Origin of the sequence: Bacillus sp. C28GYM-DRY-1, assembly GCF_030519405.1 — a bacterium.
GTDB classification, from domain to species: Bacteria; Bacillota; Bacilli; order Bacillales; family Bacillaceae; genus Bacillus; species Bacillus spizizenii_A.
This window is the reverse complement of record NZ_JAUMKF010000007.1, coordinates 30691-52442: the sequence shown is the minus strand read 5'-3', so window position 1 is coordinate 52442 and position 21752 is coordinate 30691. Positions and strand designations below refer to the sequence as shown.

The following is a 21752-nucleotide window of genomic DNA, read 5'->3' as shown; positions in this document are numbered from 1 at the left end:
ATTGGCGTCTAGGCTTTTTTCTATTATTGATACACAACACGTGTTTTGCAAATGATGTCATGCAGGCCTTTTTTCTCTCCAAAGGCGATCATTGTAAAACCAATATAAAAGATGATTCCAGATAAAATGTATGCAAAGTAACGGCCGATTCCCTGTCCGGCAGAGACCCGTCCGCCTTGTTCATTGACCACTTTCAGGCCAAGAATTTTTTTGCCGAGTTTGCCCTGCATTTTAGATGCAGTGAGCAGACCGTAATATAATACACTGATGACGAGCATGATCAGCATGGTAGGCAAAAATGCAAGCATCATGTATGTCACCATATACTCCTCTTGGGTCATGTAAGGGTTTGCTGCCACAGCCCCAGCACAAAAAACGTATTGATAATAAATAGAATCATATAACTAGGAACAGATACAATAATGCCATCAATAAAATAAGCTAAAAAGCGAATCTAAAATCGTGCTGGTTTTTCCATGTATTTTTCTCTCTCCTTTAATGAATCTGGAATAGTATATTTTGAATGCAATATAATATGGTGATAAATTCCTGATACACCTTAAAAAATGAGTCTTTTATCCTTTTTATTTACTATATAAATATACCGGGAAGAACCTTATCGTTTGCGTATGTGTTCTGGGATTTTCTAGATATAATGAATTTTCCATTTGTCTTAATTATAATAAAAAGGTTAATATTTCTATTTAAAGGAGGGGTTTGATGTCTAGAAAAAAAAGCGTGGCGGTCGTAACAATCATTTCTGCGTTCCTTTTTTGCGCCATGATTGCCGCTGCTTCACTTTCACCGCTGGCCGAAACGGGAGGGGCGGCCAATCAGTTTAACTCAGTCGGCATGTGGGCGGCTATCGGAATGATCCTTGTGTTGTATCTCATTCCTTTTCTCATTTACATGCTTGGAGTTGATGCAATGAGGTATGTAATGGCGGTGCTTTGCGGCTTTGGGCTGCTGATTCATTTATCTTCGGCCGGTTTTGTCTTGATGTTTAGTAGTTTGTTCAGTGACCATCTGCTTTCTGAGGTAATCCTTGTGATAGGGGTTTGTCTCGCTGCGGCTGCTGTAAACATCATTTGGTTTTTTGCAGCCTTTCGTTCAGCATCAAAAAAACCTGTTACAAGAAGTTTCAGAGTGTAGTGAAAAATAAAAGAGAACCTGCAGAATGATGCAGATCCTCTCCATTATGATTATTTAGCGGCTTGAATAAATACACCCTTCTCATGAGAAAACTCTTTAAAGCCATATACCCCGTGATAGGAGCCGATTCCGCTTGTGTTGACGCCTCCGAATGGCAGGTTGACATCACTGAAATGGACGACAACATCATTGATGGCGGCGTTGCCTGATGTCGTATGCTGAAGGACGTTGTCAATCAGGTCTTGGTTGTGGCTGAATATATAAAGCGCAAGCGGTTTATCGCGATCATTTACGTAATCAATGACCTCGTCGATGGTTTCATAGTTCATCATCGGCAGGATCGGTGCGAAAATTTCCTCCTGCATGATTTTCATGTCAGGTGTGACGTTTTTCAAAACGGTTGGCGAAATCGTGCGGTCGCTGGCATCAAACACGCCTCCGAATACGACTTCCGCCCCTTTTTCGATGGCGTCGTCGAACAGGTCTTTGACGCGGTTGAAGTTGCGGTCATTGACGATCTGCGTAAATTTGCTGCGGTCTGGATTATGATCATCCTCCATAAATCCTGCGTTGACGATCGTTTGTAAAATGCCCGCGAACTTGTCCTGAACGTCTTCTTTAATGAACAGATAATCAGGTGCGATGCAGGTTTGGCCGGCATTTACAAATTTCCCGACTGCAATCTTTTTCGCTGCGTCCATGAGATCATATTCACTGTCAATGATCGTTGGGCTCTTGCCGCCAAGCTCAAGTGTGACAGATGCTAAATGTTTGGCCGCTGCTGTCATGACGATTTTTCCGACATTTGTGCTTCCAGTGAAGAAAATGTGGTCAAACGGCTGATCTAGAAGCTCGGTTGCCACCTCAACCTCTCCTTCAAAAATCGCGACTTCTTTTTCATCAAAAGCGTCTCGAATCACTTTTGCAGCAATGTTGCTTGTGTTCATCGTAAAATCAGACAGCTTCACAATCGCGCTGTTTCCGGCTGCGAGAGAAGCGGCAAGCGGCGCCATCGTCAGCATAAACGGATAGTTCCACGGACCGAGGATGAGCGTTACGCCTTTAGGCTCGTACATGAGAATGCCGTTTGCGTCAGGGCTTAAAGATGAACCGACTTCTTTAGGCGTCATCCATTGTTCCAAGTTGTTCATATTATCTCTAATCGCTTTTTTCGTCCCTTCGATTTCCGCTTTTTTAACCTCGTGATAGGGTTTGCGGACGTCTTTGCGGATCGCTGCGATGATTTCCTCTTCATGGGCAATGACAGAATCTAAAAAGCGCTGAAGCTTCTCTATGCGCTGTTCCGCTGTTGAAGCGCGCAGTGCTTTTTGCTGTTTTTTCTGAAGCTGAAAGACACGCTGAATGTCGTCTTTTACTTGCTGTTCCATTGTAATATCCCCCTCATTTGCTTTCTTCTTTTCTCGGACCTATTATAAAGTGGTACCTTTTCTATAAGAAAGACAACGGTGAACCATCTATACGTTACCGTACATATATCGAACATCTGTCTAATGATTGGAGGTGTCTTTTGTGCAGGAATCTGCTGAAGCCCAAGTAAAACAGGCGCTGCTGGCCTTATTGGAAGAAAGGGATATTCAACATATCACAATGAAAGAAATTGCTGAGAAGGCCAAAGTGAGCCGCGGGACGCTCTACCTTTATTATGAAGACAAGTTTTCAATCATTGAGGATGTGATCGAAGACATGAAGGAAGGTCTGGGCAAAGCGCTTTTTGACGCCTTCAGGCATATGGATACCCTCCATTTGAACAAAAAACGGCAAACCGTGCATCCGACTCTGTCCTTTGTTCACGAGCACCGATCGTTTTTTTATGTAATGATGAACAGAGGACATTTTCATCGTTTTTTTAAGGATGTGTTTCAGCAGGATGTCCTGCTGGCTCCGATCCATGTGAATTTGACGCCGATCGAACGGGACATTTATGGACATTATCGGGCCTTGTACACGTACGCGATTATCCTGTATTGGCTGAATGAAGATGCGGCCGCGTCTCCTGAAGCCATCAGCCAGAAGGTATGGGAGCTTGTTTCTCAAAAGCGATTTTATTGGCTGTTTGGACAAGCTGTGCCAGGAGAACGAGAGAAGGAGAAACAAATCGACAGGCGGGTGGTTCGAACGAGAGAGGCGCTGCAGAAGGCTTTGCTGGACGTCTTGGCGGAGAAAAAAGATTACGCAGCCATCACGATTTCAGACATTACCCGTAAAAGCAATATCCGCCGCGCAACCTTTTATGATCACTATGCCAGTAAAGAGGAATTGCTGCAAACTATGATTCAGCAATCATGCGCGGAGATCATAGACCACCTGACGATTGCCTCCAGTCCGAGTGGGCTTTCCTTAGAAGAAGCAGAGACAGCGCTCACCAGTCTGCTTTCTGCTTTATCGGACCGCATGCCCATTGTTCATTTTCTCAATCGGGACTGGGGTGTTCCTCATGTGATACCCGAGATGATCAAAGCGCTGGAAACATTTTATCTGCATCAGCAGACTGAGATTCAAGCGGGAAAAAAGCTTTATGCTTATTATGTATCCGCGATGATTATCGGTCTGATTTTATATCGGCTGGATGAAGGGAAGACGCATGCGCCGGAAGTACTGGCGAGGGAGTTTTTGCAGTTTTTGGATGTGAAGAAGTATAAGGTGGTCTTGCTGTAATAAACGAACCGAACTGGATATACATTTGCCCGGATACTCAGTCCGGGCTCTGTGTCGTTGTGTGACTCGGCTTGGTCTTTTGAGTTTCTCTCTTTTCTTTTAAGGTGTACTTTAAAAAGAGAAGGGCCAAAAGAAATAGAGCAATGTTTACCAACCAAGATGTCCAGCTTGCAGTAGGGTCTAAAATTGAATTGAGCGAGTGAAGGATAGAAGAGAATGATAAAATGAAAAATAATAGTTTGTTCTCAGACATAAATGACGTACCTTTCTATATGGAGAATGTGAGGTTTTAAACATTCAATAGCTGCCTTCACATTATATCCTGCAAGATTTTATTTTAGTATTAATTTGAAGTTTCGGGGCTTTTAGCTCGTCTATATAAAAAAAGTGCAAAGTTAAAATAGATAAGATATAAAGCAAGATTAAAAATACCTAAATCAAAAAGGCAAGAAAGAGAAATGCTAGTGAAGCCTCCTAAAATGATATAGATAAATAGCAATTTCATTCTAACAACTCCCAATAAATTCTAAATCCATTGTAGGATAGGATCGACAATATGTAAAATATATAGAGTAATGCAGTCTGTTTTTTTCTGCAGGAGAGCGAAAAAAATTGAGGAATGATGAAGAGGGAGCTTATCCTAGTGATTAAGGAAAAGCTCCCTTTTATGATTGATATTTGATCATTGATAATGCGCAGACTATGTTTATTTCGTTTCTTCCTTCCATTTCTCATCAAACAGCATCTTCCCAGGCCATGTATACGCCATGATGCCGCCGTCTGCGGTGATGTCTTCGCCTGTGACGTATGAGCTGTCGTCAGAAGCGAGGAACAGCGCCACCGTTGCCATTTCCTTCGGCTGGCCGAGACGGCCGAGCGGCGTGATCCACTTGTTGGCTTCGCGGAATGTTTCACCCATTTCCTGTTCTTTGGTGCCTGCTAATTTGTCAATCAGCGGGGTTTCGATCGTTCCCGGAGAAATAGAATTGACGCGGATGCCGTTTCTTGCGTAGTCGATCGCCATCGCTCTTGTCAGATTCGTGATTCCTCCTTTTGCGGCATTGTAGCCGGAGCGGTCGAGGTCCGCGGCCCGGCCAGACATGGAGGAGGTGTTGATGATGGAGCCTCCTTTTTCGAGCATGAGCGGAATCAGATATTTGCTGCAAAGGAACGTGCCGCGCAGATCGACGGCGATAATGCGGTCAAACAGGTCAACGGGATATTCGTGCACTTTTCCGCCTTCCTGGTCAACCCCGGCGTTATTAAACAGAATGTCAATCGTGTCGCAGGCGTCTTTGATTTGATCAGCAAATGCTTTCACGCTGTTTTCATCTGACACATCGAGGTGAAAGGCGTCCGCCTGTCCTCCCTTTTGTCTGATCGCTTCAACTGTTTCTTCCATTTGATCTGCATTGATGTCTCCGATTATCACACGCGCGCCTTCATTGGCAAAAACCTCTGCCGTCGCTTGCCCAATGCCTGTCGCGGCGCCTGTGATGACGGCGGTTTTGTTTTCGAGTCTCCCCATGATACGAGTCCTCCTTTTTCTATTTGTCTTCCCGCTATGTGCAGTGATAAACATGTGAGAAAAGAAATGCCAACATATGTTAAGATGGACTAGAAATTGTTGGGAGGTAAGTGTTTTGAAGGTACAGCATAAGAAGGAGCTCAAGTTTTATTGCTTCGTTACAATTCCGTCTGCGTTTGTTGTGCTGACTGTCATCTCTTTTCTATTCAAAGAGATTACGTTTCCGGTTACAGCAAGCGCATTTCTGAATGCTTCATGGCATAATCTATTGTTTCTGATCCCGTTCGGTTTGTTTTTCTACCCGGTGCATATATGGATGAAGCGGGAGTTTGGCCGGCTGGAATGACGCAGAAAAAAAGAGAGGATGATAAAGCCTCTCTTTTTTATCAGGAGCGACTGATAAAAAAAGAGTGAAAATTCTCCTAGCTAATGTTAAATTTACATATATATGCATCTATCAATCTAATTGACAATTGTCACCACATGTGATAAATAGATGCTGAAAAGAGTTTACATAGCGTAACAATATATCAAAAAGGAGCGATCTAGAGTGGCTAAAAAAGAGTTTAAAGCAGAATCCAAACGCTTGCTGGATATGATGATTAACTCGATTTATACCCAAAAAGAAATTTTCCTTCGTGAGTTAATCTCCAATTCGAGTGACGCGATTGACAAGATCTATTACAAAGCACTGACGGACGATACGCTTACGTTTAATAAAGACAGTTACTATATAAAGGTCGCAGCTGACAAAGATGCGAGAACATTAACGATCTCTGATACGGGGATTGGGATGACAAAGGATGAACTTGAGCAGCATCTCGGCACAATTGCAAAAAGCGGTTCACTTGCGTTTAAAAAGGAAAACGAGCTGAAAGACGGACATGACATCATCGGGCAGTTCGGTGTCGGTTTTTACGCGGCGTTTATGGTTGCCGATGTCGTGACAGTCATCAGTAAGGCACTCGGCAGCGAAGAGGCGTATAAATGGGAGTCTGCGGGTGCTGACGGCTACACGATTGAGCCGTGTGAAAAGGATTCTGTCGGTACAGACATTATCCTGAAAATCAAAGAGAACACTGAAGACGACAGCTATGACGAGTTCTTAGAGGAATATCGTTTAAAAGCGATCATTAAAAAATACTCCGACTTCATTCGCTACCCAATCAAAATGGATACAACCATTAATAAGCCGAAGGAAGGCAGCGAAAATGAATTTGAAGAGGTACAGGAAGAGCAGACAGTCAACAGCATGGTGCCGATCTGGAGAAAAAACAAAAACGAGCTGACAGATGAGGATTATGAAAAATTCTATGCTGAAAAGCATTACGGGTTTGATAAACCGCTGACACATGTTCATATTAGTGTGGATGGAGCGGTTCGCTACAATGCGATTCTATTTGTCCCTGAAAACATGCCGTTTGACTATTATTCCAAGGAATACGAGAAAGGCTTGGAGCTGTATTCTAATGGCGTTCTGATCATGAACAAATGCGCGGATCTGCTTCCGGACCACTTCAGCTTCGTGAAGGGTATGGTCGATTCTGAGGATCTGTCATTGAACATTTCCAGAGAAATGCTCCAGCATGACCGCCAGCTGAAGCTGATCGCGAAAAATATCAGCAAAAAAATCAAAAGCGAGCTGGAAAGCCTGCTCAAAAAAGACCGAGAGAAATACGAGACGTTCTACAATTCATTTGGCAGACAGCTGAAATTCGGCGTGTACAATGATTTTGGCGCGAATAAGGATCAATTGAAGGACCTCTTATTATTCTACTCTTCCAAAGAGAAAAAACTGGTCAGCTTAGATGAGTACGTATCAAGGATGCCTGAAGATCAGAAATATATTTATTATGCGACCGGTGATTCATACGATCGCATTGAGAAACTGCCGCAAACGGAAATGGTAGCGGACAAAGGCTATGAAATTCTCTACTTTACAGAGGACATCGATGAGTTTGCGATTAAGATGCTGGCATCTTATCAGGAAAAAGAGTTTAAATCCGTATCAAGCGGAGACCTTGGCATAGACACGGATGAGGATCAAAAGCAGTCCGAGGAAGAGGAAAGCAAGTACAAGGATCTGTTTGAAGAAATGAAAAACATTCTGTCAGATAAAGTGAAAAACGTCAGAATCTCAAAACGACTCAAATCACATCCGGTCTGCCTTGCCGCTGACGGCGAAGTGACAATCGAGATGGAAAAAATCTTAAACGCGATGCCGGACAGCCAACATGTAAAAGCGGAAAAAGTGCTGGAAATCAACCCGAATCATGAGGTATTCCAAACACTGCAGAACGCATTTGAACAAGATAAAGAGAAGCTGAGCCTGTACACAAATCTTCTGTACAATCAGGCGCTTCTCATCGAAGGCTTGCCGATTCAGGACCCTGTTGAATTTACCAACAATATTTGCAAGGTTATGGTGTAATAGAAAAAGGAATCGTCCCTTGAGGAGACGATTCCTTTTTTTATAATGTACGCTCATTCAGCACTTGGTTTTGGCTGCTTTTCTTCTTTTTAAACTGTTTTTTCAGGCTTGCTTCAATTTCCTCCAAACTTTTCCCTTTGGTTTCCGGAACCATGTAGAGGGCGAAGAAAAATGAAAGCAGGCAGATGACTGAAAAAATGGTAAAGACCCATGCGATGCCCAGGGTGCTGAGCATCAGCGGGAAGACGAGCGACACAATCAGGTTGGTTGCTGATAATACCAAAGTAGTAAAGCCTGTTGCGGCTCCGCGTACTTTGGATGGGAAGAGCTCAGGCATCAGAACCCATACAACCGGCCCCCATGTTGCCTGGTAAAATACGATATAGACTCCGAGAAAAACGACGGTCAGCCATGCTGTTGATGTAGAGAGCCCCAGTGTCAGGAGCACAGCTGCTAGTGCGGCCAAGCTCAGTGTAATGCCGACGCTTCCCCATATCAGCAGTTTTTTGCGGCCGATGCGGTCAATTAAGATCATAGCAGTGATACACATGATGACGTTGAGGACACCGATACCCATTGTGCCGAGTACGGATGCCGATGTGCCAAGACCGGCCTTCGTAAAAATGGTCGGCGCGTAGTAGATGACCGTGTTAATGCCGACAGCCTGCTGGAAAACGGCAAGGCCGATGCCAATCAGAAGCATGGGACGAATCCATTTTGCTTTTAGTAAACCGAGTGTTGTTTCTTTTTTTCCTGCTTCCGCTTCTTTCATATCCGCAAGTTCTTGTTCAATATTTTCTTGGCCATGAGTGATTTTCATGATGTTTTTCGCTTCATCTTCACGCCCGCGCTTCACGAGCCATCTTGGTGATTCAGGCATAAATGCGATCCCGATTAATAAAAGCACCGCAGGCACCGCAGCCAGTCCCACCATCCAGCGCCACGCTTCAAACGGCGTGAACAGATAGTTTACGATATATGCTAATAAAATACCGGTAACAACCATTAAGTTGTTCATTGTACCGAGTGTCCCGCGGATTTTCGTCGGTGCCATTTCTGACAGGTACACGGGCACAAGCGCCGTTGAACCACCGACGGCCAAGCCGAGTATCACCCGAGATGCAATCAGCATGCCGACTGTTTGAGAAAACGCGCAAGCGAGCGCGCCGACAATGAAAATGATGGAAAGGACAAATACAACTTTTCTCCTGCCCCAGCGATCGGAGCATGTGCCGCTTAAGGCAGAACCGAAAATTGCACCAAGGAGAAGCATGCTGACAACCAATCCTTCTGTCAATGTCGTTAAAGGAATATCATTTTTGATAAAAAGCAGTGCTCCAGAGATGACGCCCGTATCATAACCGTAAAGCAGTCCCCCTAAAGCGCCGAAAAAGTAGATCATATATTTCCTTGTGTTTGTCTTCACAAATGTTCCCCCTCAGTTGTTAGGCCAATGAGTATCTCTTATGTTTAACAAAGTTAATAGAGTAGTACCCATTTCCTATCTGATTTGAAACATTTGTTTTTTAAAAGAAGAAAACATTAAAGCCAAAACGAAGGATATTGGCGATTTTTGCGCAAGTTATTGATAATAAGAGCGAAGAGTACAATGATGACAGACCCAATGAGTACGGGAAATACTAAATAACTCCAAGCATATGCCCCTTGAATAACGACAATCGGGTCTGCGCCGGCAGGAGGATGAGTGGTTTTGGTGAGCATCATCAAGCAAATGGCAAGCCCTGTCCCCAGTGCAAAGGTCCATGGGTGGGCGCCGAATATGTGAAGGACAACAATCCCTGTAAGTGCAGAGATAAAATGGCCGCCAATCACATTTCTCGGCTGTGATAATGGCGCATTCCAAGCGCTGAAAACCAGAACACAGCTGGCCCCAAAAGGTGCCATTAACCATAAGGTTGATGTATACGCGGTTAAAGAAGCGAGTGTCAGTATGGTGATAAATCCTCCAATAAGTCCTGTAACAGCGTCTTTGCCGTTTACCTGTAAAGGCGTTTTTCCTGTTCCTTTCATTTTCAAAAAGAAGTTTTTTTCCAAATTTATCCCTCCAGTATGTATAGAATAATAGCTGCAAACTAACCTGTCAAGAATATTTTTAAAGGTTAGTTTTTTAATTCAATAAAAAAACCGTTCGCTGGGGAACGGATTCTTATTCCTTATTCATTTTTTTCTGATGGCGTGAGACCTTATGTCTGTTGCCGCATATCTTCATGGAGCACCATTTTCGCCTTCCTGTTTTATCAAGGAAAAGCAAAATGCACTTTTCATTTGCGCACCGTTTCAGCTGTTGGATTTCTTTTGAATGAATCAGCCATAACGCATCATAAGCGATAAGCGATAAAATGGAATCATCTAGTTTTCCATTCGGAATGCGTGCAAGTTTGTCATCTGTGATTTGATAAGAAAAGGGAGCGGCGGCGATTTGATCTTGCAGGAATGTAATAAAAGCTGGAGAGGGTTCACTGCCTTCGGCGATACGCTCAAAGTGTTTTCTCAGCACAGCTCGAAATTGATGAATCCGTTGCAATTGTTCTTGGACTTGCTGTAGCGTAAAAGAACTGAGAAAAGGAGCAGTTTCTCCCATTATTTCAAACCATGCCATCAGATCTTTGTCTGACTGGATGAGATCGTGCCGTTTATCATAGCTTATAATTTCAGTATTCACGAGATCGAGAGAAAGGTTTTGTGTAATAAGAGGGAATTGAGCATTTGCCATTGTAATCATTCCTTTCAATATCATTGTAAGCACGAAAGCCGTTATCAGCAAGGATGTGAGTAATGGAGGCTTATCTGTCAGGCGGGCTGCTGATGTGAAGGGCGGTGCTCTTCCTGTTTGCCGGAAAACAGACCGTTTCTGTACCTGCATTTCATATGCCGGAGGGGAAACGTCAATAAAACCTTACTCACAAGGAGGAGCAAGGTTTTGATTTTTATTCTCCCTCGTTGACGAAAACCAAGGCGGAAAATCCTTTTTTCTTATCAAATTGCAATTCTACTGCTGTAACGTCTGGATTGAAGTTGTGGTATTCCTCTAAGAACTGAATAATGCCTTCTGAAATGTCATCTGACACTAGCTGCTTGTGGTGCAGGCCATATGAGGCTTCAGCGAAGAATCCTGTCCGCTTGTTGTAAGACAGCTCTTTTACTTCAACGTCCTCAGGGTACACATCTTCTTCATGAGAAATGAACACACAAATCCCGTCTACAATTTCTTGCTCATTTAAGACTAATTTCATTACCTAAAAGCTCCTTCTGTACGTCTTCGGTGTTTTGAATGCGCGAATCAGTGCGATGACAATGAGTAAAATAATGATCAAAGCGATGATATCAACGATCCAGGCAATGGGCGAAGCGCCGTAAGAAACATAGCCTGGACCCCCAACTGGATGATAGGTGTAACCCCAAGGGTGCATCATGCTGATCATGAACATGCCCGTTGTCAATCCGCTATAATATCCAAACCATCCCGATGGCGAGAATCCTGCATTGTAGTAATGGTTGACCGAAACATAACGTCCGTCAACATAAGCTTTAGACGTTTTTCCGCTGTATGTCTTACCGCTTACTTTTGAAGTGGCACCGGAAAATGTGCCTGATGATTTTTTAGCGCTTGATGAGCTGGACGTTTCCGAGGATTTCTTTTTCAGCGAAATCGATGAGGATGAATCGTCAGACGTCTTGTAATTTTTGCTTGAAGAGCTTGATCCTGAACTGTAGCTTGATTTTGGGCTGGATCTATAGCTTCCGCTGTATGATGAGCTTGAACTTCGGCTGCTGTAACTAGATGATGAGCGGCCACTAAAACTTTTTGCATGAGAAATGGTTGATGGCAGCAGTACACCTAAAGCAACAGTTACTGCAACAAAAGCTTTTACATATGTGAGTTTCATTCTGTTTCCTCCATAGACCCGAAACGGTCCATTATTCTGAACAGCAAATAAAAGTAGCTGTCCAGATTTTTTTATACACATGAGTCTATTATTTCTAGATGATACTAACGTTTCATATCTTGTTTTGCTTTTTCAATCACTTTCTTTCTGAAGTAACTTACCTTTATTTTATCGAATTTATGGCTCTTTTTGTAAGTTTTTGCTCCAAAATCAGTAATTCAGTGGAGCTATTACGATGTTTTCTCATCATGCAATCATAGGATGATAGATGAATGTTGCACAAATAAAAACAGCCTTCTCATTGGAGAAGGCTGTTTTCTATTTCTTATGAGAATAGCTTATCAGTAAACGAGATATCCTCTTGAGAAAGCGTCACGTCAGCTGTTTTAATGTTATCAATCAACTGATCGGCACGTTTTGCGCCAGGGATTAAAATATCAATTTCCGGTCTTGCCAAATACCAAGCCAATACGATGTGAGGGATGTCCACGTTGTGCTTTTCAGCAATCGGCGCAAGCTTGTTGACCTTTCTGATATTCTCTTTGAAACGCTCGCCTTTGAAGTGTTCCTGTTCGTTTCGCAGGTCTCCTTCAGGGAACGTTGTATCTTCTGTATACTTGCCTGCCAATAATCCTGATACGAGCGGGAAGTAAGGGATAAATGAAATATTATGCTCCTTCGTATACGGGAAGAATGTCTTTTCCGCTTCACGGTTTAACAGGTTGTATTCGCCTTGCAATACATCTACCAATCCGTCTCTGTTTGCTTCTTTCAATTGCTCTATAGAGAAGTTTGATACACCGATGGAGCGAATTTTTCCGGCTTGTTTCATCTCATTCAGCGCGTTGACAGCTTCATCCTTAGGTGTATGTTCGTCCGGGAAGTGAATGTAGAACAAATCGATATAATCGGTATTCAAACGCTTCAGGCTTTCATCAACTGATTTCTTAAGGAATTCTGGTGAATTATCAAAGACAAAGTCATTTCCTTGTTTTCTGTGCGCGGCTTTCGTCGCGATGACAACATCTTCACGGTTGAATTCACGCAGCACCTCGCCAATTAATTCTTCAGAACGGCCGATTCCGTAAATGTAAGCGGTATCCAACATTGTCACGCCATTACGGATCGCCTCGCGAACCAATTCTTTTCCGGTTTCTTCATTCAGATTCGGGTAGAGGTTATGTCCTCCGACAGCATTTGTTCCTAATCCGATAGGGAATACCTGCAAGTCTGATTTTCCGAGCGTAGCTTTTTTCATGATCTGCCTCCTAGAATAAAATGGATGAAAGAATCTCAACACTATTGTAACCGCTAGGCCATATGAATGCCGATTTGGTGCTCATTGCAATACTGCGTGTACTCGTCATCTAATGGCTGGGATGTCACAATGCAATGCAGCCTGTCAAACGGTGCATACGTCAGCAGCGTTGATTTTCCGAATTTAGAATGGTCAGCCAATAAATACACTTCTTTTGCTTTTTCCGAAATCCTTTTTTTAATTTCGTACTCGAGCAGATCCGAATTGGTCAATCCGTGTGTCAGCGTCGTTCCGGTAGCAGACATAAAGGCTTTGTTGATATTGTACTTATCAAGCATAGCCGGGTCGTCCATTCCGACAAAGGAGCGCGTTTTTCTCTTATAATTATTTCCGATAATGATTAAGTTGATATGCTTCAAAGCTGACGCCGCATTGATAATGTCTAAACTGTTGGTCAAAATGGTGACATCTTTGGCAGGATCAAGCGTATCGAGAATAGACTTTGTTGTTGTTCCTGAATCAATGAAAATCAGATCGTGATCTTCAATAAAACGGGATGCATAGTGAGCAATTTTTGTTTTCTCGTCTTGGTGCTGAATGGTGCGATTCTCAAAAGGGACTAATGCGGTTTTCTCAATAGATGTTACGCCGCCGTATACTTTTTCAATCGCACCCTTTTCTGTTAGCTTGTTGATATCACGTCTGACTGTGTTTTTAGAGACATTGAATACCTGGCACAGCTCATCTAAGGAAACAGTGCCATGCGATAAAATGTACTCCTCCATTTCTTGAATCCGCATCAGTTTCATATAAATAAACTCCTTCTTGAATCTTTACGTAACATAAATATATAATAAAACCCAAGAGTTGATCAATAGTTGCTTAAAAAATGATAACATCAGTGTATATCTTTTGCAAGATTCAACGGACTTCTCGTTACTCTCTTCATTAGTTAAAAGATTAATATAATAAAAATAATGAAAAAATTTAGAGTTTGTGATTGACTTATGGGTATTATGCGATTAGAATATAACCAAGAAATGACCAAAAAGTAACCTGATGATTATGTAATGGTTGCTTGTATCTAAAACTGAACCGCCATTTATTTTTTTGGTTTTTTTGAAAGCGTTTAATTCTTGGCTTACTGAAACAGTGGATATTGATATGAATCTATCCTGAACCATCCATACAAGTGTATGTGTTTACTAATGAAGGAGGCAATAAGAATGGCAGAAATCAGAAAATTAAAAAACTACATTAACGGTGAATGGGTTGAAAGCAAAACAGATAAATATGAAGACGTTGTGAATCCGGCGACGAAAGAAGTGCTGTGCCAAGTGCCGATTTCAACAAAAGAGGATATCGATTACGCAGCGGAAAAAGCGTCTGAGGCGTTTAAAACTTGGTCAAAAGTGGCGGTTCCGCGCCGGGCCAGAATCCTATTTAACTTCCAGCAGCTGCTGTCTCAGCATAGAGAAGAACTTGCTCATCTGATTACCATTGAAAACGGAAAAAACACAAAAGAAGCGCTTGGAGAAGTGGGACGCGGAATTGAAAACGTGGAGTTCGCGGCTGGAGCACCTTCTCTGATGATGGGTGACTCACTTGCTTCCATCGCAACGGATGTTGAAGCGGCGAACTACCGTTACCCAATCGGAGTTGTCGGCGGAATCGCGCCATTCAACTTCCCGATGATGGTTCCTTGCTGGATGTTCCCGATGGCGATCGCGCTCGGCAACACATTTATTTTAAAGCCATCTGAGCGGACACCGCTGTTAACAGAGAAATTGGTTGAGCTTTTTGAAAAAGCGGGCCTTCCGAAAGGGGTATTCAACGTCGTATACGGTGCGCATGACGTTGTGAACGGCATCCTTGAGCATCCTGAAATTAAAGCGATTTCATTCGTAGGCTCCAAGCCGGTCGGCGAATACGTCTACAAAAAAGGAAGCGAAAACTTAAAACGCGTTCAATCTCTGACTGGCGCGAAAAACCATACGATTGTCCTGAATGATGCAAATCTCGAAGATACAATCACAAACATCGTCGGAGCAGCCTTCGGTTCTGCCGGTGAACGCTGCATGGCTTGTGCGGTTGTGACGGTTGAAGAAGGAATTGCTGATGAGTTTATGGCGAAGCTGCAGGAAAAAGTGGCTGACATTAAAATCGGTAACGGCCTTGATGACGGCGTGTTCTTAGGACCGGTGATTCGCGAAGACAACAAGAAGCGCACGCTCAGCTATATCGAAAACGGGCTGGAAGAAGGCGCGAGACTCGTATGTGACGGACGTGAAAATGTGTCTGACGACGGCTACTTTGTCGGCCCGACGATCTTTGATAATGTCACGACAGAGATGACGATCTGGAAAGATGAAATTTTTGCTCCGGTCTTATCTGTCATCCGCGTGAAAAACTTGAAAGAAGCAATTGAGATTGCCAATAAGTCTGAGTTTGCGAATGGTGCTTGCCTGTTCACATCCAACTCAAACGCAATCCGCTACTTCCGTGAAAACATTGATGCGGGTATGCTCGGCATCAACTTGGGTGTTCCGGCTCCGATGGCGTTCTTCCCATTCTCAGGCTGGAAGTCTTCATTCTTTGGAACGCTGCATGCGAACGGAAAAGACAGCGTCGACTTCTATACACGTAAAAAAGTGGTTACGGCAAGATATCCGGCACCTGATTTCAACTAAACGACCAACAGCCGAACGGCGTCTATGCGCGCTGTTCGGACTCATTCTACCAATAGAAAGAGGAGGGCTTTACTATGAGTGATTTATTGCGTAAGCCGCAGTCGAATGAAGTGTCTAATGGGGTCAAACTGGTGCATGAAGTAACGAAATCCAACTCTGATCTCACTTATGTAGAATTTAAGATGCTAGATATCGCTTCCGGTTCCAGCTATGCAGAGAAATTGAAAAAACAAGAAATCTGTATTGTGGCGGTAACAGGAAAGATTACAGTGACCGATCATGAGTCAACTTTTGAGCATATCGGCACACGTGAAAGCGTATTTGAACGAAAACCGACAGACAGCGTCTATATTTCAAATGACCGTTCCTTTGAGATCACAGCGGTCAGCGACGCAAGGGTTGCGCTTTGCTATTCTCCATCGGAAAACCAGCTGCCGACAAAGCTGATCAAAGCGGAGGACAACGGAATTGAGCATCGCGGGAAGTTTTCAAACAAACGTACTGTTCATAACATTCTTCCGGATTCAGACCCTTCAGCTAACAGCCTATTAGTAGTTGAAGTCTATACAGACAGCGGCAACTGGTCCAGCTACCCGCCTCATAAACACGATCAAGACAACTTGCCGGAGGAATCTTTCTTAGAAGAAACGTACTACCATGAATTAGACCCGGGACAGGGCTTTGTATTTCAGCGTGTATATACAGATGACCGCTCCATTGACGAGACAATGACTGTAGAAAATGAAAACGTTGTCATTGTTCCTGCTGGATACCACCCGGTAGGCGTGCCGGACGGATACACATCCTACTATTTAAATGTCATGGCAGGGCCGACGCGGAAATGGAAGTTTCATAATGACCCGGCACATGAGTGGATTTTAGAACGCTAACAAGTGAGGAGTGGCTGTTTACGATGAAGTATACATTCAATGAAGAGAAGGCTTTTGATATTGTTGCCATCGGCCGGGCATGTATTGATCTGAACGCAGTCGAATACAACCGCCCAATGGAAGAAACGATGACATTTTCCAAATACGTCGGCGGTTCACCTGCGAATATCGCGATCGGCAGCGCGAAGCTTGGCTTAAAAGCAGGCTTTATCGGCAAAATTCCAGATGACCAGCATGGAAGATTCATAGAGTCCTATATGAGAAAAACCGGTGTTGATACAACGCAGATGATTGTTGATCAGGATGGACACAAAGCAGGCTTAGCATTTACAGAAATCCTTAGCCCTGAAGAATGCAGCATCTTAATGTACCGCGATGACGTGGCAGATCTTTATCTTGAGCCTTCTGAGGTAAGTGAAGACTACATCGCAAAAGCGAAAATGCTGCTCGTTTCCGGGACAGCGCTCGCCAAAAGCCCGTCACGGGAAGCGGTGTTAAAAGCTGTTCAATATGCGAAGAAGCATCAGGTTAAAGTGGTGTTCGAACTGGATTACCGCCCGTACACGTGGCAGTCAGCCGATGAAACAGCCGTTTACTATTCTTTGGTCGCCGAGCAGTCTGATATCGTCATCGGCACACGCGATGAATTTGATGTGATGGAAAACCGCACAGGCGGTAGCAATGAGGAATCCGTCAATCATTTATTTGATCATTCAGCCGACCTTGTTGTCATCAAACACGGCGTCGAAGGCTCTTACGCATACAGCAAATCTGGCGAGGTATTCCGCGCCCAAGCGTACAAGACAAAAGTGCTGAAAACCTTTGGAGCCGGTGACTCCTATGCGTCAGCTTTTATCTATGGCCTTGTCAGCGGAAAAGACATCGAAACGGCATTGAAATACGGCAGCGCTTCAGCATCCATTGTGGTGAGCAAGCACAGTTCGTCAGAAGCGATGCCGACTGCGGATGAAATCGTACAGCTTATTGAAGCACAGTCATAATTGAAAAAGATCGAGTAAAGGTGGGATCGTTTGTGGGTAAGAAAATTCGCTTAACAACAGCACAAGCGCTGATTAAATTCTTAAACCAGCAGTACATCCATGTAGATGGAAAGGAAGAGCCTTTTGTAGAAGGGATTTTCACGATTTTCGGTCATGGAAACGTATTAGGGATCGGCCAGGCGCTTGAGCAGGATGCAGGCCATTTGAAAGTCTATCAAGGGAAGAATGAACAAGGAATGGCGCATGCCGCAATGGCGTACAGCAAACAAATGCTAAGAAGAAAAATATATGCGGTCTCTACATCCGTCGGGCCGGGAGCGGCCAACTTAGTGGCGGCAGCCGGCACTGCATTGGCAAACAATATCCCGGTTCTCTTGATTCCGGCAGATACATTTGCGACAAGACAGCCAGACCCTGTACTGCAGCAAATGGAGCAAGAATACAGTGCGGCGATTACGACAAACGATGCATTGAAACCTGTCTCGAGATACTGGGACCGCATTACGCGCCCTGAACAGCTGATGAGCAGTTTGCTGCGCGCGTTTGAAGTCATGACTGATCCGGCAAAAGCAGGTCCGGCAACGATTTGCATTTCTCAGGATGTCGAAGGAGAAGCATACGATTTTGATGAAAGTTTCTTCGTCAAACGGGTTCATTATATTGATCGCATGCAGCCGAGCGAGCGTGAGCTTCAAGGTGCTGCGGAGTTAATTAAAGCCAGCAAAAATCCTGTGATCCTTGTCGGCGGAGGCGCAAAATACTCCGGTGCGCGCGATGAATTGGTTGCTATTTCTGAAGCGTATCACATTCCGTTAGTTGAAACGCAGGCAGGAAAGTCGACTGTTGAGGCGGATTTTGCCAACAACCTCGGGGGAATGGGCATCACAGGGACTCTTGCGGCAAATAAAGCGGCCCGCCAAGCCGATTTGATTATCGGTATCGGCACAAGATATACCGATTTTGCGACATCCTCTAAGACCGCTTTTGATTTCGATAAAGCGAAGTTTCTGAATATCAATGTCAGCCGAATGCAGGCGTATAAACTCGATGCGTTCCAAGTGGTGGCGGATGCGAAAGTGACGCTTGGCAAACTGCACGGCTTGCTTGAAGGCTATAAGAGCGAATTCGGCTCAACGATTAAGGAGCTGAAGGATGAATGGCTCGCTGAACGTGAACGCCTCAGCAAAGTGACGTTTAAACGGGAAGCATTTGATCCGGAAATCAAACATCATTTCTCTCAAGAGGTTCTAAATGAGTACGCTGACGCGTTGCATACTGAGCTTCCGCAAACAACGGCATTGCTGGCAATCAACGAGACGATACCTGAAGACAGCGTGATCATCTGTTCAGCAGGCTCCCTTCCAGGAGATTTGCAGCGTCTGTGGCATTCAAATGTTCCGAATACGTATCACCTGGAATACGGGTATTCCTGCATGGGCTATGAAGTGTCCGGGACACTGGGTCTTAAACTGGCTCACCCTGACAGAGAAGTGTATTCCATTGTCGGAGACGGCAGCTTTCTGATGCTTCACTCCGAGCTGATTACGGCGATTCAGTACAACAAGAAAATCAATGTGCTGCTCTTTGATAACTCTGGTTTTGGATGTATCAACAACCTGCAAATGGATCATGGCAGCGGCAGCTACTATTGTGAGTTCCGCACAGAAGACAACCAGATTTTAAATGTCGATTATGCAAAAGTTGCTGAAGGATACGGCGCGAAAACCTACCGTGCAAACACAGTAGAAGAATTAAAAGCGGCGTTAGAGGATGCGAAGAAACAAGACGTATCAACGTTAATTGAAATGAAGGTTCTGCCAAAAACTATGACTGACGGCTATGACAGCTGGTGGCATGTCGGCGTAGCAGAAGTGTCTGAACAAGAAAGTGTTCAGAAGGCATACGAAGCAAAAGAGAAAATGCTGAATTCTGCGAAGCAGTATTAGAGGGGAGGCGCCATAGATGGGCAAAAATGAAATCCTGTGGGGGATCGCTCCCATTGGATGGCGGAATGATGATATTCCTGAAATCGGAGCGGGAAATACACTGCAGCATTTGTTAAGTGATATTGTTGTCGCACGTTTTCAAGGCACGGAAGTCGGGGGCTTTTTCCCCGAACCTGCCATCCTGAACAAAGAGCTGAAGCTTCGGAATTTACGCATTGCGGGAAAATGGTTCAGCAGTTTTATGTTGCGTGACGGACTTGGTGAAGCGGCAAAGGCATTTACCCTGCATTGTGAGTATTTGCAGCAAGTAAACGCGGATGTCGCAGTTGTCTCTGAACAAACCTACAGCGTGCAAAGCTTGGAGAAAAACGTGTTCACAGAGAAGCCGCACTTTACGGATGATGAATGGGAGCGGCTGTGCGAAGGGCTGAATCACCTGGGCGAAATTGCTGACCAGCATGGCTTGAAGCTCGTCTATCATCACCATCTCGGCACCGGTGTCCAAACGGCAGAAGAAGTCGACCGCCTGATGGCAGGAACAGACCCTGCGCATGTACACCTCCTCTATGATACAGGCCATGCGTATATTTCTGACGGTGACTATGTGGGGATGCTTGAGAAGCATATCAACCGCATTAAGCATGTGCACTTTAAAGATGCCCGCCTGAATGTCATGGAACAATGCAGGCTTGGAGGGGAATCGTTTCGGCAAGCATTTTTAAAAGGCATGTTCACGGTTCCCGGTGATGGATGCATTGATTTTAGAGAAGTATATCAGCTGCTGTTGAAGCACGATTATTCCGGATGGATTGTCGTTGAAGCTGAACAGGACCCCGATGTTGCAAACCCGCTTGAGTATGCATTGATCGCGAGAAACTATATTGATGAGCAGTTGTTGGATCTGGCTTAATGGGGACTGAATATATGGGTAATACCAATGGAGATTCGGCCTCGGCCTTCAATAAACGGACAATCGCAGCAGCTTTGGCCAACTACATTGATGCCGGTTCCATTGTGGCGGGCTCTGCTGGTTTATCATTATGGGTCAGTTACCTAAAGCTATCTGATACGCAAATCGGACTGCTCGGCGCGCTAAGTGCAAACGCAATTTCTGCCGCTGTCGGCGCACTGCTTGGCGGGTATCTCGCTGATAAAGTCGGGCGGAAGGCTGTTTATACCAATAGCATGCTGGTTTATGCAATAGGGATTTGTTTCGTTCTGTTTGGGGTGAATTTCCCCATGTTGTTAAGCGGTTACATGATTATTGGTTTATCGGTAGGTGCTGATATTACTGCATCATGGACCATTATTGCAGAAAATGCGCCAAAGAAAAACCGGGCCCGTCATTGCGGCGTGGCACAGGTCGCTTGGGCGGCGGGGGCAGTCGTTGTGCTGCTTCTCTCAGTACTGGTCGGTGATTTAGGCCTCTTGGGGAACAAAATTGTATTTGCCCATCTGCTTGTCATTGCACTGATTACGTACATCCTGAGAATCAGGCTTCCGGAGTCAGACGCCTGGCAGCCTAAAAATCAGCTGGGAGATGCTCAGTCAGAGAAGCCGGCCGTACTGAATAAAACATCGTATTTTGATTTGCTCAAGCCAATGTATGTAAAAAGCATACTGTTTTTGATGGGTGTGTACTTGGTTTGGAATTTAGCCGCCGGGGTGATGGGCTTCTTTATGCCATACATTTATCAGCAGGTCGGCGGTGTATCTGCCAATAGGGCAAACCTTTTGCAAATGGGGCTGTTTATTTTCACAGGATTGGGGGTCGCCTTGATCTTCATGCCCTTTGCCGACAAATATAGAAAAACCGTATTTGGAATCGCTGCCTTTCTGGCGGTGATCGGATGGACGCTGTTTCTGCTGCCGTTTGAAGGTCTGACCATTCTTCTCCTGTTTATTGTGGTGATCGGCATCAATAACGGGGCCGGACAGCAAGCCAACTATCAATTATGGGCCAGTGAAATCTTTCCTACGCAATATCGTGCTTCCGCACAAGGACTGATGTTTTTCCTCGTCCGTATTTCTATAGGGATTTGGAGTCTGTTTGTCCCAATGATTATCACCAATTTCGGCATTGGAACGATGGCTGCAATTCTCCTCGGATGTGTGACGGCCAGTATGATCATCGGGCTTCTCTTCGCGCCGAATACGTCTGGCAAGTCGCTTGAACAAATTCAAGAGGAACTCTACGGAGCTGGATCTCCTCAGGGCCAAGTAAAGCAAGGAACAGATAGCAAAATGATGTAACTAACAGAAGGAGTGACTG

General features: G+C 44.5%; 18 protein-coding genes and 2 pseudogenes. 10 read left to right on the top strand and 10 right to left on the bottom strand.

Features of this window, described 5'->3' with window-relative positions:
• Positions 1 to 23: 23 nt before the first annotated feature.
• Positions 24 to 454: pseudogene (locus Q3W56_RS08810) on the bottom strand (RDD family protein).
• Between the two features lie 266 nt (positions 455 to 720).
• Here Q3W56_RS08810 and Q3W56_RS08805 point away from each other — a divergent pair.
• Positions 721 to 1152: a DUF5391 family protein gene (locus Q3W56_RS08805; protein ID WP_302895194.1), complete on the top strand. Its 432-nt coding sequence runs from the start codon at positions 721 to 723 to the stop codon at positions 1150 to 1152.
• Positions 1153 to 1202: 50 nt separating this feature from the next.
• Here the strand turns inward: Q3W56_RS08805 and Q3W56_RS08800 are convergent, their stop codons facing one another.
• Positions 1203 to 2540, bottom strand: coding sequence for an aldehyde dehydrogenase family protein (locus Q3W56_RS08800; protein ID WP_302895193.1), 1338 nt, complete (start codon positions 2538 to 2540; stop codon positions 1203 to 1205).
• A 142-nt stretch (positions 2541 to 2682) separates the two neighbouring features.
• On the opposite strand from Q3W56_RS08800, the gene Q3W56_RS08795 reads away from it, so the two are divergent.
• A complete protein-coding gene (locus Q3W56_RS08795) occupies positions 2683 to 3828 on the top strand; it encodes a TetR/AcrR family transcriptional regulator (RefSeq protein WP_302895192.1) in 1146 nt (381 codons plus the stop codon).
• 706 nt (positions 3829 to 4534) lie between these two features.
• Here the strand turns inward: Q3W56_RS08795 and Q3W56_RS08790 are convergent.
• Entirely contained in the window at positions 4535 to 5356 is an 822-nt protein-coding gene (locus Q3W56_RS08790; RefSeq protein WP_302895191.1) for an SDR family oxidoreductase, read from the bottom strand.
• 115 nt (positions 5357 to 5471) lie between these two features.
• Here Q3W56_RS08790 and Q3W56_RS08785 point away from each other — a divergent pair.
• Both Q3W56_RS08785 and htpG read left to right on the top strand, forming a co-directional pair.
• Positions 5472 to 5724 (top strand): annotated as a pseudogene (locus Q3W56_RS08785) (hypothetical protein).
• A 182-nt stretch (positions 5725 to 5906) separates the two neighbouring features.
• Positions 5907 to 7787 (top strand): molecular chaperone HtpG, encoded by a 1881-nt coding sequence (gene htpG, locus Q3W56_RS08780; RefSeq protein WP_302895190.1) that lies wholly within the window; start codon positions 5907 to 5909, stop codon positions 7785 to 7787.
• A 40-nt stretch (positions 7788 to 7827) separates the two neighbouring features.
• On the opposite strand, the gene Q3W56_RS08775 is transcribed toward htpG, so the two are convergent.
• The 7 genes from Q3W56_RS08775 to iolR form a co-directional block, all read right to left on the bottom strand.
• On the bottom strand, positions 7828 to 9213 hold the full coding sequence (locus Q3W56_RS08775) for a sugar porter family MFS transporter (protein WP_302895189.1): 1386 nt from the start codon (positions 9211 to 9213) through the stop codon (positions 7828 to 7830).
• A gap of 116 nt (positions 9214 to 9329) precedes the next feature.
• A complete protein-coding gene (locus Q3W56_RS08770) occupies positions 9330 to 9818 on the bottom strand; it encodes an HPP family protein (RefSeq protein WP_302895277.1) in 489 nt (162 codons plus the stop codon).
• Positions 9819 to 9954: 136 nt separating this feature from the next.
• On the bottom strand, positions 9955 to 10521 hold the full coding sequence (locus Q3W56_RS08765; RefSeq protein ID WP_302895188.1) for a CGNR zinc finger domain-containing protein: 567 nt from the start codon (positions 10519 to 10521) through the stop codon (positions 9955 to 9957).
• Between the two features lie 214 nt (positions 10522 to 10735).
• On the bottom strand, positions 10736 to 11041 hold the full coding sequence (locus tag Q3W56_RS08760) for a DUF2653 family protein (protein WP_302895187.1): 306 nt from the start codon (positions 11039 to 11041) through the stop codon (positions 10736 to 10738).
• 3 nt (positions 11042 to 11044) lie between these two features.
• Positions 11045 to 11695, bottom strand: coding sequence for a hypothetical protein (locus Q3W56_RS08755; RefSeq protein WP_302895186.1), 651 nt, complete (start codon positions 11693 to 11695; stop codon positions 11045 to 11047).
• A 325-nt stretch (positions 11696 to 12020) separates the two neighbouring features.
• Complete coding sequence (locus Q3W56_RS08750) at positions 12021 to 12953, bottom strand: aldo/keto reductase (protein WP_302895185.1); 933 nt, start codon at positions 12951 to 12953, stop codon at positions 12021 to 12023.
• A gap of 53 nt (positions 12954 to 13006) precedes the next feature.
• Positions 13007 to 13762 carry a myo-inositol utilization transcriptional regulator IolR gene (gene iolR / locus Q3W56_RS08745; protein ID WP_302895184.1) on the bottom strand — a complete coding sequence of 252 codons (756 nt, stop codon included), beginning with the start codon at positions 13760 to 13762 and terminating at the stop codon, positions 13007 to 13009.
• A 417-nt stretch (positions 13763 to 14179) separates the two neighbouring features.
• Here iolR and iolA point away from each other — a divergent pair, with 417 nt between their 5' ends.
• The 6 genes from iolA to iolF all read left to right on the top strand — a co-directional run bounded on the left by iolA (position 14180) and on the right by iolF (position 21733).
• On the top strand, positions 14180 to 15643 hold the full coding sequence (gene iolA, locus Q3W56_RS08740) for a methylmalonate-semialdehyde dehydrogenase (protein ID WP_302895183.1): 1464 nt from the start codon (positions 14180 to 14182) through the stop codon (positions 15641 to 15643).
• A gap of 74 nt (positions 15644 to 15717) precedes the next feature.
• Positions 15718 to 16533, top strand: coding sequence for a 5-deoxy-glucuronate isomerase (gene iolB / locus Q3W56_RS08735; protein WP_302895182.1), 816 nt, complete (start codon positions 15718 to 15720; stop codon positions 16531 to 16533).
• Positions 16534 to 16556: 23 nt separating this feature from the next.
• Complete coding sequence (gene iolC, locus Q3W56_RS08730; protein ID WP_302895181.1) at positions 16557 to 17534, top strand: 5-dehydro-2-deoxygluconokinase; 978 nt, start codon at positions 16557 to 16559, stop codon at positions 17532 to 17534.
• Positions 17535 to 17566: 32 nt separating this feature from the next.
• Complete coding sequence (iolD, locus tag Q3W56_RS08725; RefSeq protein ID WP_302895180.1) at positions 17567 to 19480, top strand: 3D-(3,5/4)-trihydroxycyclohexane-1,2-dione acylhydrolase (decyclizing); 1914 nt, start codon at positions 17567 to 17569, stop codon at positions 19478 to 19480.
• Between the two features lie 16 nt (positions 19481 to 19496).
• Positions 19497 to 20390 carry a myo-inosose-2 dehydratase gene (gene iolE, locus Q3W56_RS08720; RefSeq protein WP_302895179.1) on the top strand — a complete coding sequence of 298 codons (894 nt, stop codon included), beginning with the start codon at positions 19497 to 19499 and terminating at the stop codon, positions 20388 to 20390.
• Positions 20391 to 20404: 14 nt separating this feature from the next.
• Positions 20405 to 21733 (top strand): myo-inositol transporter IolF, encoded by a 1329-nt coding sequence (gene iolF, locus Q3W56_RS08715; protein WP_302895178.1) that lies wholly within the window; start codon positions 20405 to 20407, stop codon positions 21731 to 21733.
• The last annotated feature ends 19 nt before the right edge of the window (positions 21734 to 21752 follow it).